This window comes from Nonomuraea sp. NPDC001831 (assembly GCF_042892035.1).
GTDB lineage: Bacteria > Actinomycetota > Actinomycetes > Streptosporangiales > Streptosporangiaceae > Nonomuraea.
The window spans coordinates 712,825-730,222 of record NZ_JBIATU010000002.1; the positions used below are offsets into that span (position 1 = coordinate 712,825).

The window sequence follows — 17,398 nt, forward strand, 5'->3', positions numbered from 1 at the left end:
TTGATCACGTGGAGGTGGCGGGAATCGAACCCGCGTCCTTCAATCCCAAGTCAGGGCTTCTCCGGGCGCAGCCTGCTGTGCTTTTCTCAGCCCCGGCGATCACGCAGGCGAGTCGCCGACGGGCTCAGCCACTGTTTGATTTCCCGATCTCCCCCGTGGCCGGGTCGATCGGTTGAGCCTTCTAGCGATGCCAGACACCGGGCCGAAGGCACTCCCGGGCTGACAGAGGTTTCGCTACTTAGGCAGCGAGAGCCAGGGAACCCTGGCTGACCTCAGTGCGCTTGGAATTGGCACTTATTGGTTTGCGGTCACAGGATTAACGAGGTTATGTCCGCAGTCCTCGGCCCGCTTCACCTGGCTTGCAAGATCGAAGTCGAAGCCAGTCACCCCCTGTGCAGTTGTCAACACGCCTCACGCTGATCGCTGATCACACAGAGGCGAGCAACACTGAATCTACAGGGGACAACGCCCCCAACGCCAACTTAATTCCAGCATGGCGAAACCCCCGGGAGCGTGGCACAGCAGCACGCGCTCCCGGGGGCCGACCGGCAGGGTCGAGCCGGTCCGGACGGCAGGACTTCCCCCGAGATGAAGTCCTGATCTCATCACGGCGACTGAGTCCGCAACCCCCCGAGCGGGCCCAGTCATTCAGTAAGACGCAGCCGCGACGCGGAACGGTTGCTCGCCGTCACAAAATTTTCACGCAGGGTCACGAAGGCCCGAGAAGAAGCTGCCCGCTATGGCCGCCGCGTCGTAGCTCTTGGCCAGGACGGCGATCGCCACGTCGCCCTGCCAGCCGACGAACCAGGTCATCGGCTTGTCCTGGGTGCCCGCCGTCGCGCGCACGCCGTAGACCCTGCCCCGGCCCGCCTGGGCGGGGCTGCCGACCGCCCCGGCGCGCATCATCGCGGTCAGCGCCGTGCGCACCTTCGGATCCATCGGGACGGCGTCCGGCTGCTTGGCCGGGACGACCTCCGCCGCCGGATCGGGCGACGTGGGCGCGGTCACGAGCACCGGCGGCCGCCAGGTGCCCGACCCCACGGCCGCCGCGACCAGCGCCATCGACAGCGGGCTGACCTCGACGGTCTGGCCGGCGATGGCCCTGGCCTTGTCGGCGTCGCTGGACAGCTCGGGCATCGCCCCGCTGAACGACTTCAGCGGCAGCCGCCACGGCTGGCCGATGCCGAAGTCCTTGGCACTCGCGGCCAGGCCGCCGGCGCTCGCCCGGCGGGCCAGCGAGGCCAGCGCGGTCACGCAGCCCTTGGCGAAGTTGTCCTGGAACGTGGCCGACGACGTGACCCCGGCGGTCTGGCTGGCGTGCACGAACTTGGCGCCGCCCACCGTGCGCTCGGCCGGGCAGGCCAGGCGCTGCTTGGTGCTGACGCCACTCTTGATCAGCGCGTCGGCCGCCACGATCGAGAAGGCCGTGCCTGCCGGGAATCTGCCCGCCAGCGCGTCCTTCTCCTGGTTGAGCCCGCTGGTGCCGACCGCCAGGATCTCGCCGGTGTCGCGCTGGACGGCCACCAGCGCGCTGGTGGCCGTCTCGGCCACCGCCCGCTCGGCCGCCGCCTGGGCGCGGCTGTCGATCGTGGTCTTGACCGAGACGTTCTGGCGGCCCGGCCACTCCTGCAGCTTGGCCACCTGCCGGCCGGTCTTGAGATCGAGGGTGATCACCCTCGTCTCGGTGGAGCCGGTCAGATAGTCCTGGTACGCCTGCTGCAGGCCGCTCTGGCCGATCGAGTCGCCGGCCCGCTGGGGGCCGCCGAGCTTCTGCTCGTCCTCGGGGGTGAGCGCGCTGACCTTGCCGACGATCTGCTTGGGGGCGGCCGGGTCGATGGGCTGCGGTTGCGGGTCGGTCTGGATGCCGGAGATGCCGGCCAGCTTCGACTTCATCGACAGGTAACGCGAGCGCCCGAACGTGACCAGCGGCACGAACTTGTCGGGCGGCGAGGATCTGATCCGGCTCAGCAGCCGGTCCTGGGCGTAGCCGGTGATCGCCGACAGCTTGGCCACGACCTCCTCGGCCCGGTTGCCCAGCGCGGACGGCACCACGCCCACGACGTAGACGTAGAGCTCGTTCTGCAGGGGGTCGTCGGTCCGGTCGACCACGGGCTGGCGCGGCTTGGGGTTGGTCTCGACCGCGAACCGCTGGCCCTCCTTGAGCTGCGGGTGCAGCACCGACGGCGACCAGCGCACCTTCCACCTGCCGTCGACCAGGTGCAGCGGCAGCGAGCCGTCGTACGCCCAGAGCGGGGTGTTCTCCCCCAGGTCGACCTCGGCGCGGAAGTCGGCCTTGGACTCCTCGCCGGTCACGCTCACGCTCTTGATCTTGAAGCGGAACGAGGCCGCGTCGAGCTCCAGCTTGGCGTTGGCCAGGGCCTTGCCCACCTTGGCGGGGTCGCCGTCGGTGCGGCCCGCGGCCAGGGCGTAGTCCTCCGACTGCCAGCCCACGAGGAAGTCGCGCACCGCGTCGTGCGGCGAGGACTCCTCGAAGCAGCCGGTCAGCGTCATGCTCGCGACCGCCAGGGTGACGGTCGCGGCAAGGGTGCGGCGCGCGCGTGTCATCGGTTAGAGTGCCGCCGCTCTCATCGGTTGCGGTGCCGCAGGGCCCGCGCCATCTCCCGCTTGGCCTGCTGCTCGGCCAGCGACTGCCGCTTGTCCCAGTCCTTCTTGCCCCGGGCGACGGCGATCTCGACCTTGGCCCGGCCGTCCTGGAAGTACAGGACCGTGGGGACGATCGTGAGGCCGCCCTCCTTGGTCATGGCGGCCAGCTTCTCGATCTCCTTGCGGTGCAGCAGCAGCTTGCGCTTGCGCTTGGCGGCGTGGTTGGTCCACGTGCCCTGCATGTACTCGGGGATGTGCACGTTGAGCAGCCACGCTTCGCCGTCGTCGATGCTGGCGTAGCCGTCGACGAGCGAGGCGCGGCCCTCGCGGAGCGACTTCACCTCCGTGCCCTGGAGCACGAGCCCCGCCTCGAAGGTGTCCTCAAGGTGGTAGTCGTGCCGGGCCCGCTTGTTCTGGGCGATGACCTTCCGCCCGGTCTCACGTGGCATGCTTCGACCTTACCGGCGATTCCTCACACCCTGAGGTATCGGCGGAGCGTCACGAACGAGGCCAGCACACAGATCACGACGCCGATGGCCATGGTGAGCGTGATGGTCTGGGCCACCGCGTCCCAGCCGAGCTGGGCCATGCCGCTGCCGAAGTAGCCGGCGATCTCCTCGAACAGCAGGACCTTCGTCACGATCAGGATGATGGCCGCGAAGACGCCGCCGATCAGACCGGCGATCACGCCTTCCATGACGAACGGCAGCTGGATGTAGAGGTTGGAGGCGCCCACCAGGCGCATGATCCCCGTCTCCCGGCGCCGGTTGAACGCCGACAACCGGACCGTGTTGCCGATCAGCAGCGCCGCGGCCAGCACCAGGACGATGGCGACGGCCAGCGCGTAGAAGGACAGCTTGTCGAGCAGGTCGAAGAACTTGCCGATGAGCTGCTTGTGGTCCATCACCTGGGACACGCCCGGCTGGCCCTTCACGGCGTCGATCACCGGCTGGTAGTTGTCGGGATCGACCAGCTTCACGCGGAACGACTGCGGCATGTCCTCGACCCTGGTGGCCTGGACGAGCGTCGGGCTGGCCTGGTAGGCCGTCTTGAAGTTCTCGTACGCCGTGCTCTGGTCCTCGTAGAAGACCTCCTTGACGCCCTGGAGGCTCTCAAGACGGGTCTTCAACGCCTTGGTCTGGGCCGGCGTGACGGCCTTGCCGTTGCACTCGGGGATCGCGGTGCCCTTGGTGCACAGGAAGACCGAGATCTCGACCTTGTCGAACCAGAACGACTTGAGCATGGAGACCTGGGCGTTGATCATCAGGCCGACGCCCAGCATCGCCATGCCGACTGCCACGGTGATGACGACCGCGATCGTCATGGTCAGGTTGCGACGGAGGCCGATCCAGACCTCGGAGAAGATGAAGTTCGCCCGCATGTTGTGTCTGCCGCTCCCTGTCAGTACGCCTGGCCGTACACGCCACGCGACTGGTCACGGACGATCTTCCCGTCCTCCAGCTCGACGACGCGTTTGCGCATGGAGTCCACGATGGCCGCGTCGTGCGTGGCCATGACGACCGTGGTGCCAGTTCGGTTGATGCGGTCGAGCACCTTCATGATGCCGATGCTCGTCGCGGGGTCGATGTTGCCCGTGGGCTCGTCGGCCAGCAGGATCATCGGCCGGTTGACGAACGCGCGGGCCATGGCGACACGCTGCTGCTCGCCGCCGGACAGCTCGTCGGGCATGCGATGGGCCTTGCCCTCCAGGCCGACCAGCTCGATGACCTCGGGCACGACCTTGCGGATGAACCGCCTGGGCTTGCCGATCACCTCTAGGGCGAACGCCACGTTCTCGTAGACGTTCTTGTTCGGGAGCAACCTGAAGTCCTGGAAGACGCAGCCGATGCGGCGGCGCAGGTGAGGCACCTTGAAGTTGGAGAGGCGGGCCAGATCCTTGCCGGCGACGTGGATCGCCCCGGAGTTGGGCCGCTCCTCCTTCAGGACCAGACGCAGGAACGTGGACTTGCCTGACCCCGAAGGGCCGACGAGGAACACGAACTCGCCCTTGTCCACGTCGACGGAGACGTGGTCGAGAGCGGGCCGGTTCTGGTTCGCGTAGACCTTGGTGACATTATCGAAATGGATCACGAGAGCATCACGGCATGCCAGTCTAGGGGTCAGGACGGAAGCGAGGGTGGCACATGCCCATTTCCCGCCGCCGGCCGATCGGGGGCGCCGTCTTTACTGATGATCGACGTTCCGATTGGCCAGACGACAGTCTAGGGGGAAGACTGGCATGGAACGTCCATAACGGAAACAAAACGATTGTGCGGCTAGACTTGGGGCTGTCATGAGTTGTGAACACCTCGTATGCGCGCAGTGCGCCCACCCCGTGATCGAGGGCCGCTGCCCCCTCTGCCGAGCCAACAGGGAGCGGATGCACAGTCACGGCTTCGCCGGACTGTCACCCGCCCTCGTCGTCGTCCTGCTCCTCGTGCTGCTCTTCGCGACGCTGGTGCTCAGGCACCTAGTCGGTGGCGCCTGACTCCGCCCTGCGCATCCAGCGGATCTCCGACTCGATGAACCCGTCGAGGTCGCCGTCGAGCACCGCCGACGGGTTGCCCGCCTCCGTGCCCGTACGCAGGTCCTTCACGATCTGGTACGGGTGCAGCACGTAGTTGCGGATCTGCGTGCCCCATGACGTGGTGGTCGCGCCACGCAGCTCCGACATCTTCTCCGCCTCCTCCTGCCGCTTGCGCTCCAGCAGCTTGGCCTGGAGCACGTTCATGGCCGAGGCGCGGTTCTGGAGCTGGGAGCGCTCGTTCTGGCAGGAGACCACGATGCCGGTGGGCAGGTGGGTGATGCGCACCGCCGAGTCGGTGGTGTTGACGCCCTGCCCGCCGGGGCCCGAGGACCGGTAGACGTCGACCCGCAGGTCGTCCTCGTTGATGTCGATGTGGTCGGTCTGCTCGACGACCGGCACGATGTCGACGCCCGCGAACGAGGTCTGGCGGCGGCCCTGGTTGTCGAACGGGCTGATGCGGACCAGCCGGTGGGTGCCGTGCTCGCCGCGCAGCGTGCCGTAGGCGTAGGGGGCCTTGATGGTGAACGTGGCCGACTTGATGCCGGCCTCCTCCGCGTAGGAGGTGTCGTAGACCTCGGTGGAGTAGCCCTTGCGCTCGGCCCACCGCAGGTACATGCGCAGCAGCATCTCGGCCCAGTCGGCGGCGTCGACGCCACCGGCCTGGGAGTTGATGGTGACGAGCGCCTCGCGGGCGTCGTACTCGCCCGACAGGAGCGTGCGCACCTCAAGGGCGCCGATGTCGGTCTTGAGCGTCTCCAGCTCCTTGTCGGCCTCGAGGCGCGTGTCGTCGTCGCCTTCCTCGGCCGCGAGCTCGTAGAGCACCTTCAGGTCGTCGAGACGGCGCGCCACGCCCTCGACGCGGTTGAGCTCGCCCTGGAGGTGGGAGAGCTTGCTGGTGACCTTCTGCGCCTGCTCGGGGTCGTCCCACAAGTCTGGGGCGGCAACCTGCTGCTCCAGCTCCTCGATCTGCTTGCGCATCGCGTCGAGGTCGAGCACGTCCTGGATGCTGCGGAGCGTGTTCGCGAGCTCGTTGATCTCTTCTGCCGGATCGATGCCTGCCACGTCTCCCTAGGGTACGCGACCCTCGCGTGCACGAATAACATGGCGAGGTGCGTGCATACGGTCGGGGGAAGATGCTGGCGCTCGCCGTCGGCGTGCTGGCCGCGGCGACCGCGTGCACAGGCCCTGCTCAGACGTCCCCGGCGGTGACCCAGGGAAAGGCGGGCGCCACCGGCGCGGCGAGCCCCTCGCCCAGCGCGCCGCCGCCCGCCGTCACGCGTCAGGAGGCGGCCGAGGCGGTCGCCGAGATCCTGCCCACCGACGACGTGCTGCGCGTGGAGAGCCCCGTGACGGGGCGGCTGTTCCTCGGCACCGACCTGGTCCGCGACGGTCAGCTGGCGCTCACGCAGGCCGCCTTCGAGTCCACCGGCGACCGCCCGCCGCGCTACTCCTGGGGCTCGCCGACCCTCTACGTGCCCAGGTTCGCCCAGGGCGAGCGGGCGCCCTGGTTCAGCGCGCTGGCCACCCGCAACGGGCAGCCGACGCTGCTGACGTTCGCCAAGAGCGGCGACGACTGGCTGCTCAGCTCGGCCGCGCAGCTGCTGCCGGGCCAGGAGCTGCCGCGGGTGCGGCTCGACGCCGACGGCTACGCCACGGCGCTGACGCCCGACGACAAGACCGTCACGATCAGCCCCCAGTACATGGGCCCGGTGCACGCCAGCGTGGCCGAGACCGGGTCGGCCGGGGTGACGGCGGGCCTGCTCGCCGACGGGCCGTACACGACGGAGGTGGCCAGGCAGATCGCCGCCGACCGCGAGAAGGCCAAGAAGGACGGGTTCAGCTACGACTCGATCTTCAGCGCCGACAACTGGCCGGTCTACGCGCTGCGCACGGCCGACGGCGGCGCGCTGATCCAGTACTCGCTGTCGCGCAACACCTCGACCCGCACCGTCGCCAACAACACCTACATCATCCCGGTGCCGCCGGAGGCGGGCTGGGCCATCTCGACCTCGTCGGTGCGCCGCAGCCTCAAGCTCACCGAGGTCCACCAGTACGCCACGGCGGTGCCCCCGCTGTCGGCCCCGGCCGCCGCCAGGGTCGTCGCCCACGACGGAGCCCTCACCCGCGCCAGCGGCGAGTGAGGGCCCCCTCGGGCGGTTCCTACGCCTCCGTGTGAGGCAGGTTGCTGGCGGCCACCAGCGTGCGGATCGCGCGCAGGGCCACCGAGAGCGTCGCCAGGTCGAAGTGGTCGCTCTCCCAGATCTCCGACAGCGTCTGGCGGGCGCGTCCCACGGCGGCCGAGTTGCCGTCGGTCCACCGGGCCAGCCGCTCCTCGGGCGGCAGCCCGGACGTGCTGTGGGCCAGCACGTCACGGGTCAGCGAGGCGTGCGCGGCGTACAGGTCGTCGCGCAGCGCCGAGCGGGCGATGGAGTTCCACCTGTTGTCCCTGGGCAGGGCGATGACGCGTTCGCGCAGACGGGCCAGCTGCAGGCGGTCGGCCAGGTCGAAGTAGACCTCCGCCACCTCGTTCACCGGACGGCCCGTCACGGACGCCACCTCGACCAGGTCCAGCGTCGAGTACGCGGGCACCATCGCGGCCACCCGCTCGGCCAGCTCCTGCGGCACCCCGCGGGCCACGAAGGAGTCGCGGCGCTCCTCGTACGCGGCCAGGTCGGGCCCGGTGAGCAGCTTGGGGATGTGCGCGGACAGCCCGTTGACGCCCTTGAGGAAGAACCCGACCGACCCGGCCAGGTCGAGCGGCGGACGCCGGTTGACCAGCAGCCAGCGGGTGCCGCGCTCGACCAGCTTGCGGGCCTCCAGCAGCATGGCGATCTGCGTGGCGGTGTCGACCTCGTTGTCCAGCGCCTCCACGGCCCGGTAGAAGCTCGGCAGGTCGAAGACCTCCCGCGCCACCAGGTAGGCCCGCACGATGTCGGACGTGGACGCGCCGGTCTCCTCCGCGAAGCGGAACATGAACGTGGTGCCCATGGCGTTGACCAGCTCGTTCACCACGCAGGTCGTGATGATCTCGCGCCGCAGCGGGTGGGCGTCCATGTACGTCCGGAACCGCTCGCGCAGGGCCGACGGGAAGTACGACACCAGCCACGACGCCAGGTACGGGTCGTCGGGCAGGTCGGAGCCCAGCACCTCGGCGTCGGCCACCAGCTTGGTGTAGGCCAGCAGGACCGAGAACTCCGGCGCGGTCAGCCCGAGCCTGGCCTGCCGCCGCTCGGCCAGCGTCTTGTCCGAGGGCAGGAACTCCAGCTCCCGGTTGACCAGCCCGTCGCGTTCGAGCTTGCGCAGGTAGCGGGCGTGGATGTGGAGCATCTCGACCGCCTGGGCGCGGGTCGCGTCGAGCACCACGTTCTGGGCGTGGTTGTCGCGCAGCACCAGCTCGGCGACCTCGTCGGTCATCGACGTGAAGACCTGGTTGCGCTGCTTGTCGGTCAGCTCGCCGTCGCGCACGACCTGGTCGAGCAGGATCTTGATGTTCACCTCGTGGTCGGAGGTGTCCACGCCGGCCGAGTTGTCGATGAAGTCGGTGTTGACCAGGCCGCCGTTCAGGGCGAACTCGATGCGGGCGAGCTGGGTGAAGCCCAGGTTGCCGCCCTCGCCGATGACCTTGCAGCGCAGGTCGCCGGCGTCCACCCGGAGCGTGTCGTTGGCCTTGTCGCCGACGTCGGCGTGGGACTCCGAGCCGGCCTTGACGTAGGTGCCGATGCCGCCGTTCCACAGCAGGTCGACGGGGGCCCGCAGGATGGCGCTGATCAGGTCGTTGGGGGCCAGCGAGCTGACGCCCGCCTCGATGCCCAGCGCCTCGCGCATCTGCGGGGTGATCTGGATCGACTTGGCCGTACGCGGGAACACGCCGCCGCCGGCGGAGATCAGCGAGGGGTCGTAGTCGTCCCAGGAGCTGCGCGGCAGGTCGAACAGGCGCTGCCGCTCGGCGAACGAGCGGGCCGCGTCGGGCGTCGGGTCGATGAAGACGTGCCGGTGGTCGAAGGCGGCCACCAGCCGGATGTGCTGGGAGAGCAGCATGCCGTTGCCGAAGACGTCGCCGGACATGTCGCCGATGCCGGCCACGGTGAAGTCGGTGGTCTGCACGTCCACACCCATGGTGCGGAAGTGGTACTTGACCGACTCCCAGGCGCCGCGGGCGGTGATGCCCATGGCCTTGTGGTCGTAGCCGACCGAGCCGCCGGAGGCGAAGGCGTCGCCGAGCCAGAAGCCGTACTCCTTGGCCACGCTGTTGGCGATGTCGGAGAAGGTGGCGGTGCCCTTGTCGGCGGCGACGACGAGGTAGGTGTCGTCGCCGTCGTGCCTGACCACGTCGGCCGGCGGCACGACCTTGCCGTCCACCAGGTTGTCGGTGATGTCGAGCAGGCCGGAGATGAACATCCGGTAGCAGGCCACGCCCTCGGCCAGCACGTCCTCGCGGGCGCCGGACGCGGGCGGCTGCTTGACCACGAACCCGCCCTTGGACCCGGTGGGCACGATGACGGTGTTCTTCACCATCTGCGCCTTGACCAGGCCGAGGATCTCCGTCCTGAAGTCCTCCATGCGGTCGGACCAGCGCAGGCCGCCGCGGGCGACCTTGCCGAAGCGCAGGTGCACGCCCTCGACGCGGGGCGAGTACACGAAGATCTCGTACTTCGGCCGCGGCAGCGGCAGCACGCTGATCGCCTGCGGGTCGACCTTCAGCGAGATGTACGGCTTGCGCTGCCCGTCGACCGTCTGGAAGTAGTTGGTGCGCAGGGTCGCCTGGATCATCTCCAGGTAGGCCCGCAGGATGCGGTCCTCGTCGAGGGAGGCCACCTCGTCGAGGGCGCCCAGGATCTCCTCGTTGAGCGCGTCCACGAGGTCGACCCGCACGTCGTCGCCGCGCCTGGGGTCGAGCTTGGCCTCGAACAGGCGGACCAGCAGCCGGGCCAGCCGCACGTTGCCCAGCAGCACGCGTTCCATGTAGAGCTGTGAGAACGTGCTGCCGGCCTGCCGCAGGTACTTGGCGTAGACCCGCAGGATCTCGACCTGCTCCCAGGTCAGGCCCGCCCGCAGGATGAGGGCGTTGAAGTTGTCGGCCTGGACGCGGCCCTGCCACAGGGCGCTCAGGCCGTCCTGGAAGAGCCGCTTGAAGTCGTTCCTGTCCACCTCGTCCGAGGGGGTGTAGCGCAGGCCGAAGTCGTAGATCCAGGCGTTCTTGGTGCTCGCGTCGCCGTCCCGGTCGATCTCGTACGGCCGCTCGTCCACGACCTCGACGCCGAGCCGCTGGATCAGGGGCAGCGCCTCCGACAGGGAGATCGGCGAGCCGACCTTGTAGATCTTCAGCCGCCGCTCGCCCTCGGCGGCGTCGTACGGCTCGTAGAGGTTGATCGCCACCTCCTCGCCGTCGGCGACGAGCTGCTCCAGGCGGCGCAGGTCGACCACGGCGACCTTGGGCGGGAAGTCGGCCTTGTACCCCTCGGGGAAGGCGGAGACGTACCTCCTGGCCAGGGCGGGGGCCTCCTCCTCGGAGGTCATCTCGTCGAGGGCGGCGGCCAGGTCGTCCTCCCAGGAGCGGGTGAGCGCGGCCAGACGCGCCTCCAGCTCCTCCACGTCGACGCTCGGCGCGGGGAGCTGCTTGCCGCGCTCGCCGCGCACGACCACGTGCAGCCGGGCCAGCACGGACTCGCCGATCATCGCGCTGTAGTCGAGCGACCTGCCGCCGAGCGCCTTGAGCAGCACCTCCTGCATCTTCAGCCGCACCTTGGTGGTGTAGCGGTCGCGGGGCAGGTAGATCAGGCAGGAGATGTAGCGGCCGTAGTCGTCACGCCGCAGGAACAGCTTGACCTGCTTGCGCTCGCGCAGCCGCAGCACGCCGAGCGCGATCGGCAGGAGCTGGGCCACCGAGGTCTGGAACAGCTCGTCGCGCGGGAACGTCTCCAGGATCTCGATCAGGTCCTTGCCGTCGTGGCTGTCGGGCGCGTGGCCGGCCGCGTTGAGCACCTCGGCCAGCTTGCGCCGCAGCACGGGGATCCTGGAGATCGACTCGTTGTAGGCCACGTGCGTGAGCAGGCCCAGGAAACGACGCTCCCCGATCACCTCGCCCTCGGGCGAGAACAGCTTGACCCCGATGTAGTCGAGGTAGGTCGCGCGGTGGACGGTGGCCCGGCTGTTGGCCTTGGTGATGATCACGAGCTGCTTCTCGCGGGCCTTGGCGCGCACCTCCGCGGGCAGCGCGGAGAAGCTGTCGGAGCCCACCTTGTCGTCGCGCAGGATGCCGAGCGCGGCGCCGGGCAGGGCCTTCAGCATCTCGCCCTGGTCGGTGTGCTCCAGCCGGTACTCGCGGTAGCCGAGGAAGGTGAAGTGCCCGTCGGCGAGCCAGCGCAGCAGGTCGAGGCTGTCCTCGACCTCGGCGGGCTCCAGCGGCGGCGGGTTCATGCTCAGGTCTTCGGCCGTCTGGACGGCCAGGGCCCGCATCTTCCTGAAGTCCTCGACCGCGTACCGCACGTCGGCGAGCACCCGCTGCAGGTCGGCCTCGACGCGCCTGAGCACCGCGGGGTCGGCCTGGCGGTCGATCTCGATGTGGATCCACGACTCGACCAGCATCTGGCCGGTGACGTCCTCCTGGCCGCGGCCGAGCATCCGGCCCGTCATGTCGCGGCGCACCCGCATCTGGGGGTGGACCACGAGGTGGGTGCCGATGTCCTGCCGGTCGAGCTCCATGGTGACCGAGTCGACGAGGAACGGCATGTCGTCGGTGACCACCTCGACGACCGAGTGCCCGGGGTCCCAGCCGTTCTCCTCCAGCGTGGGGGTGTAGGCGCGGACCACGGCCCGGCCCTGGGGGCGTACCTCGGCGAGCTGCCGCTGGGACATCGCCGGGCCGTACACGTCGACGGGGTTGCGGTCGAGCAGGTCCTCGGGTGCGACATGGCGGTAGTAGAACCGCAGGAAGGAGAGGGCCTCCTCCGCGCTCATGTGCTCGCTGCCGACCGCGCAACTCTCCGCGGCTCTTTGCAGCAGCTCATCCTTGGCCTCGTCGAGCGGCATTTCGCTCTCACTCCTTTGTGAGGGTTTGCCATGACTGTTCATAGCCAGGCTCTTAGTTCCCATAGCGAGGGGAAGTAGTGCAGACGGGTACGTCCGCGGAGATGGGCGACACCTGGTCGCCTTCCTCGCCGGACCGCCGGCGCGGGGGGAACGGGCGCATCACCGTCGATGCCCACCGAACACCTCCCCCTGAACGCCCGGCCCTGATTCCGGGCGTGTGCCTCGCCGTACCGATATCACCCGAAAAGGGCATAGACGTCAACGTGACATCGACATGGGGGGATCGTCGCCGGAGGCCGAGGGGGCGGTCTTGAGGTCGTCGAGCCGGTCGGGAAGCTCGGCCAGCTCCAGGAGCTCGGCCTGGCACCGCTCGCACGCGTCGAGGTGGCGTTCGAACGCCTCGTGCTCCTCTTCGTCGAGGACGCCGAGGACGTAGGCGGCCACCCCGTCGTGCATCAGCCGGCTACCCCCTTGTCACGCAGCTGTTCGCGGAGAGCCCGGATCCCGTAGTAGAGCCGGGACTTCACCGTGCCCGGCGGAATCCCCAGAATCTCCGCCGCTTCACTTATCGTACGGTCTCGGAGGTAGGTCTGCTCAATGACTTCGCGGTGTTCGGCGGACAGGCTGCGCAGCGCGTCGGCGACGACGATCGCCGACAGGGCGCGCTCGGAGCCGTCCGGCACCGACATCTGATCGACTTCGGGCGGCTCGACCTCGTGAGGCCGGGCGCTCTTCCGTCGGCGTCCGTCGATGACGATGCGGCGGGCCACTGTCAGCAGCCACGCCCATAAAAGGCTCGGTTCCCATTGCAGTCTTGCCGAGTTTCGCCAGGCCCTGACCAGGGTCTCCTGTACGACGTCCTCGGCCCATTGCAGATCGTTTCCGGTCGATTTGCGTACGTGGCGCAGCAGAGGGCCGCCGAACTCCTGGTAGAGCACCGCGATGCGATGTTCCGCCTCGGCATCCGCACTCTCGAACCTGCCGTCGAGGTGACCTAGCACGGGGCACATCTTTACACCTTCGTTATCGGTCCGGCAGCCACTCCGATAACTCCAGTTATTTCTAACTATCTCCGGTCATGGGTGAACCTGATGGTGTAAGCCCGCGTACCTCCCACCATGCAACGGCTGACAACCATGAGAACCGGGCGCATGGCCGCGGCCATGACCGCTCTTGCCGTGGCGGCGGGCGGCCTGGTGTCCGCCGCCGTCATCGGCGTGGCGCCGGCGCGGGCCGACCACTGCGACCCGGCCCAGGCGAGCCAGGACGACGGCCGCCGCCAGCGCGACCGCGCCCCCGACCAGCAGGCCCCTGACCAGCAGGACCCGGACCAGCAAGCGCCCGACCAGCAGAACCCGAACCAGCAAGCACCGGATCAGCAGGCGCCCGACCAGCAGTTCCCTGACCAGCAAAGACCGGATCAGCAGGCGCCGGACCGGCAGGGGCGGGGCGGGGATCGGCAGGTGCAGGGCGGCGGGATCGTGCTGCGCGACCCGGCGCGGTCGCCGGAGCCGGAGGACTCCGGCGACGCCCTGTTCCGCCGCGATCGCTCCCCCCGCAACCCCACGGCCGCTCCCCAGGACCCTCAGGACCCCCAGAACCCGCGGGATCCCCAAGACCCCCAGGGTCCGCAGAACCCGCAGGATCCTCAGGACCCCCAGAACCCGCAGGACCCGCAGGACCCCGGCGACCAGTCGCAGGACCGGCGTGGCCGGCCGACCCGGACCGCCTCCCCCTCCCCCACGGCCTCCCAGGACGACGACTGCAAGGACCTCGGCCCGTTCGTCACGGATTTCGTGGACATCCGCCAGGTCCAGCCCCTGCGGCTCGACGCCGGCATCGGACGGAACGGCTCACGCGGCACGTTCGTCGCTCAATGCGGCACCAACCGCAACGGTCACAACAACCCCGACAACTTCATCGTGGCCCCCGGCGTCAGCAACGGCGCCCACCACCTGCACGACTACGTCGGCAACCTGTCCACGGACGGCTTCTCCACCGACGAGAGCCTGGCCGCCGCCGGAACCACCTGCCGCCTAGGGGATAAATCCACTTACTTCTGGCCAGTTCTGCGCGACCGCAAAGTGGACGCGAACGTCCAGGACCCCGACGGCAACGTGGGCCGGGTGATCCGCGCCGGCACGGTGAGCCTGCAGTTCCGGGGCAACGCGACCTCCAGGGTCGTCGCGATGCCGAGGTTCCTGCGCCTGATCACCGGCGACGCCAAGGCGGGGACGAACGGCGCCGCGAACGCCCGAGCCCGCTGGAGCTGCACAGGATTCACAAATCGCATAAGTCCCGATAAATATCCGCTTTGCCCGCGCGGAAGTCAGGTTCTTCGTATTCTGGATTTCCCCAGCTGCTGGGACGGTCAGAACACCGACAGCGCCAATCACCGCACGCACGTGGTCTTCCCCGGGCAGAACGGCGCTTGTCCGCAAGGCACCAGGGCGATTCCGCAACTGCGCATGCTCCTCGCCTACACGGTTCCACAGGGTCCGTCGTTCGCCGTGGACGCGTTCCCTGAACAGAAGCACAACCCGGTCACCGACCACGCGGACTTCGCCAACGTCATGCCCGAACGGCTGATGCAGTTCGTCGTCTCGTGCATCAACCGGGGTCGCCGCTGCTGACACGTCCCCATCAGCCTTCCGAGTCGTACCCTCACCCGACCTTGGAGGGAAATAGATGCTCCACAGACGACACCCCCGGCACGCCCCCACCAAGCTGGACACAAGGAATGTCCGGCTGGGGGCGAGCGCCTCGTTGACGGCCGTCCTGTTGTCGGTGCTCGCGCTGGCCAGGACAGAACGCGGCGTCGCGCTGCTCGGCCGAGGAGTGAGTTTCCTAGAGTTCTACGCGGGCGTGTTCGCCCTGGTGCTGCTGACCGCGACGGTCGCGCTCGGCCTGGTCACCACCGAACGCGTGTTCCTGTCCCCGCCCAACCGGGTCAGGGCCCAGCTCGCGCACCGCGCCACCGCCCTCATCGGGCTCGCCTACCTGGTCACGCACATCGTCCTGATGATCAGCCTGGGACACGCGCCGCCGGGCGCGGCGATCGTGCCGGTCGCCGGGGTCTACGTGGGGTTCGGCGCGCTCGCCTTCGACCTGATGGTCGTGGCGGTGGCCACGGGGATGCTCAGGGGCCGCTTCGCCGTGCGGGGCACGCCGTGGTTGTGGCGGCTGCTGCACTCGGCCGCCTACCTGGCCTGGCCCATCGCGATCATGCACGGGCTGACGGCGGGCCGGTCGCCGGCCGGCTGGGTGGCCTGGTCGTACGTGGCGTGCCTGGCCGCGGTCGGGTCCGCGTTGATCGTTCGGGTGCTGGCCACGTTGCGCAGGCCGCCCGTCGTACCGGAGAGGGTCGAGGCGCCCGCCGTGACGGCCGGGGTGGCGGCGGACGTGCCCGTCGAGCGGCCGCGGGCGACCGCCGCGGCCACAGCGGCAGCCACAGCGGCGGCCACAGCAGCGGGGGCCGACGCGCCGGTGAGCCTGGCCGACGCCCGGCGCAGGTACCGGGAGGCCGGATGAGCCCGCGCCGCGCGACCCCGGGGAGCCGGTCGTGATCCCGCACCGGGTGCCGCGCGTGCTCCGGATGGGCCCGGCGCGGCTGACCGCCGGGCTCGACCACTGCCGGCGGCTGGACCTGCCCGCGCACCGGACGCTGCACGGCGAGCCGCGGCCGCGCGAACTGGCCGAGCTCATCTCCATGGTGAACGAGGTCGACATGCGCGGACGGGGCGGCGCCGCCTTCCCGTTCGCCCGCAAGCTGCGGGCCGTGGCCGACGCGGCGGGCACGGGCGAGAGCGTGGTGCTGGTCAACGGAGCCGAGGGCGAGCCGGCCAGCTCCAAGGACGCCATGCTGCTCACCCGCACCCCGCACCTCGTGCTGGACGGCGCCATCCTGGCGGCGGAGGCGCTGGGCGCCCGCGAGGTGGTCGTGGCCACGGTCGAGGGCGAGGTGGCCGAGTCGTCCGTGGCGGCGGCCGTGGCCGAACGCCGGGCCGCGAACGTGTCGGGCGGTTCGGAGAGCCGCATCCCGATCCGGGTGGTCGGGCTGGCGGAGAGGTTCATCAGCGGGGAGGGCGGTGCGCTCGTCCGCGGCGTGAACGGCGAGGAGGCCATCCCGCCGGGCAGGAAGCGGCGGGCCGCGACGAGCGGCGTGGACGGGCTGCCGACCCTGCTGTCCAACACCGAGACCTTTGCCCAGTTCGCGCTGCTGGCCGAGTACGGCCCGCAGAAGTACGCCGAGGTGGGCACCAGCAAGGAGCCCGGCACGATCCTGCTCACGGTGAGCGGCGGCGCGGCCAACGGCGCGGTGATCGAGGCGCCGACCGGCGTGCTGCTGGCCGACGTGCTCGCCCTGTGCGAGGCCGAGGCCGGGGACGGCGTGCTGGTCGGCGGCTACCACGGCGCGTGGTTGTCGGCCGAGGTGGCCGGGTCGGCGGTGATCTCGCGGGAGGGCATGAAGCTGGCCGGCGCCACGCTGGGCGCGGGGATCATCGTGCCGCTCGGCGACGGCACCTGTCCGCTGGGCGAGGCGGCCAGGGTGGCCTCATACCTGGCCGCGGAGTCGGCCGGGCAGTGCGGTCCCTGCCGTCTGGGGCTGCCCGACGTGGCGCGTGCCCTGTGCGCGATCGCCGAGGGCACCGGCTCCGTGGACGCCGTGCGCCGGTGCGTGCGGGCGGTCGAGCGGCGTGGCGCGTGCTTCCACCCCGACGGCACGGCCAAGTTCGTGTTGTCGGCGCTGGACGCGTTCGAGAGCGAGATCGCACTCCACCTGGAGCACGGCTCGTGCGGCCGTCCGGTGCGCGGCGTGCTGCCGATGCCGGAGCCGGAGGTGGAGCCCGAGTACCGGCTGGAGGTGGACTGGACCCGCTGCCAGGGGCACGGCCTGTGCGCGCACCTGCTGCCGGAGTTCGTGGACCTGGACGACTACGGGTTCCCGTCGTTCCGGAACGTGCCGGGGTGGATGGTCAAGGACGCGCGGCGGGCGGTCGAGATGTGCCCGGCGCTGGCCCTGCGGATCGTCCAGACGAGCGGGGAGGCGCCGAAGCCGCCCACGTCGCCGCTGCGGCTGGTCAAGGACGGCGTACTGCGGAAGGCTCCCGGGCTGACCCGGGTGGGGGCCACTACCAACCTCTTCGGATTTGGCGGGACGGCGGGGTGATGTCGGTAGTGATGTAGTTGTGACCAACTTGTCCGGAGGGCCAGGCGTCTCATCGATCGGTTCGACAC

At 69.7% G+C, this 17,398-nt stretch carries 12 protein-coding genes and 1 other RNA gene; 4 read left to right on the plus strand and 9 right to left on the minus strand.

Translation table 11 applies throughout. The features are described 5' to 3' along the window. Positions 1 to 6: 6 nt before the first annotated feature. The 6 genes from ssrA to prfB all read right to left on the minus strand — a co-directional run bounded on the left by ssrA (position 7) and on the right by prfB (position 6,193). Positions 7 to 391, minus strand: a transfer-messenger RNA (tmRNA) gene (ssrA, locus tag ACFYYW_RS08840). A gap of 308 nt (positions 392 to 699) precedes the next feature. Beyond that, complete coding sequence (locus ACFYYW_RS08845; RefSeq protein ID WP_352321719.1) at positions 700 to 2,565, minus strand: penicillin-binding transpeptidase domain-containing protein; 1,866 nt, start codon at positions 2,563 to 2,565, stop codon at positions 700 to 702. A 20-nt stretch (positions 2,566 to 2,585) separates the two neighbouring features. Continuing rightward, entirely contained in the window at positions 2,586 to 3,053 is a 468-nt protein-coding gene (smpB, locus tag ACFYYW_RS08850) for an SsrA-binding protein SmpB (protein ID WP_352321717.1), read from the minus strand. A gap of 23 nt (positions 3,054 to 3,076) precedes the next feature. Then, complete coding sequence (gene ftsX, locus ACFYYW_RS08855) at positions 3,077 to 3,985, minus strand: permease-like cell division protein FtsX (protein ID WP_352321716.1); 909 nt, start codon at positions 3,983 to 3,985, stop codon at positions 3,077 to 3,079. A 20-nt stretch (positions 3,986 to 4,005) separates the two neighbouring features. Continuing rightward, a complete protein-coding gene (gene ftsE, locus ACFYYW_RS08860) occupies positions 4,006 to 4,695 on the minus strand; it encodes a cell division ATP-binding protein FtsE (RefSeq protein WP_020541427.1) in 690 nt (229 codons plus the stop codon). Positions 4,696 to 5,074: 379 nt separating this feature from the next. Next, entirely contained in the window at positions 5,075 to 6,193 is a 1,119-nt protein-coding gene (prfB, locus tag ACFYYW_RS08865; RefSeq protein WP_352321713.1) for a peptide chain release factor 2, read from the minus strand. 47 nt (positions 6,194 to 6,240) lie between these two features. Between prfB and ACFYYW_RS08870 the strand changes: the two genes are divergently transcribed. Then, positions 6,241 to 7,272, plus strand: a complete 1,032-nt coding sequence (locus tag ACFYYW_RS08870) for a hypothetical protein (protein ID WP_352321712.1) — start codon at positions 6,241 to 6,243, stop codon at positions 7,270 to 7,272. A gap of 19 nt (positions 7,273 to 7,291) precedes the next feature. Here ACFYYW_RS08870 and ACFYYW_RS08875 read toward each other — a convergent pair whose 3' ends face one another. From ACFYYW_RS08875 to ACFYYW_RS08885, 3 genes are all read right to left on the minus strand, one after another. Then, on the minus strand, positions 7,292 to 12,160 hold the full coding sequence (locus tag ACFYYW_RS08875) for an NAD-glutamate dehydrogenase (RefSeq protein WP_387646656.1): 4,869 nt from the start codon (positions 12,158 to 12,160) through the stop codon (positions 7,292 to 7,294). A 258-nt stretch (positions 12,161 to 12,418) separates the two neighbouring features. Then, positions 12,419 to 12,616 carry a zf-HC2 domain-containing protein gene (locus ACFYYW_RS08880; RefSeq protein ID WP_352321708.1) on the minus strand — a complete coding sequence of 66 codons (198 nt, stop codon included), beginning with the start codon at positions 12,614 to 12,616 and terminating at the stop codon, positions 12,419 to 12,421. Beyond that, positions 12,616 to 13,161, minus strand: a complete 546-nt coding sequence (locus ACFYYW_RS08885) for a sigma-70 family RNA polymerase sigma factor (protein WP_364325670.1) — start codon at positions 13,159 to 13,161, stop codon at positions 12,616 to 12,618. The genes ACFYYW_RS08880 and ACFYYW_RS08885 overlap by 1 nt, the downstream gene beginning before the upstream one ends. Positions 13,162 to 13,323: 162 nt before the next feature. Here ACFYYW_RS08885 and ACFYYW_RS08890 point away from each other — a divergent pair, with 162 nt between their 5' ends. From ACFYYW_RS08890 to ACFYYW_RS08900, 3 genes are read left to right on the plus strand one after another with little or no spacing between them, the layout of a single operon-like run. Then, positions 13,324 to 14,793, plus strand: a complete 1,470-nt coding sequence (locus ACFYYW_RS08890) for a DUF1996 domain-containing protein (RefSeq protein WP_387646661.1) — start codon at positions 13,324 to 13,326, stop codon at positions 14,791 to 14,793. A gap of 55 nt (positions 14,794 to 14,848) precedes the next feature. Then, complete coding sequence (locus ACFYYW_RS08895; protein ID WP_387646663.1) at positions 14,849 to 15,691, plus strand: ferric reductase-like transmembrane domain-containing protein; 843 nt, start codon at positions 14,849 to 14,851, stop codon at positions 15,689 to 15,691. 31 nt (positions 15,692 to 15,722) lie between these two features. Next, on the plus strand, positions 15,723 to 17,330 hold the full coding sequence (locus tag ACFYYW_RS08900; protein WP_352321702.1) for an NADH-ubiquinone oxidoreductase-F iron-sulfur binding region domain-containing protein: 1,608 nt from the start codon (positions 15,723 to 15,725) through the stop codon (positions 17,328 to 17,330). Positions 17,331 to 17,398: the final 68 nt, after the last annotated feature.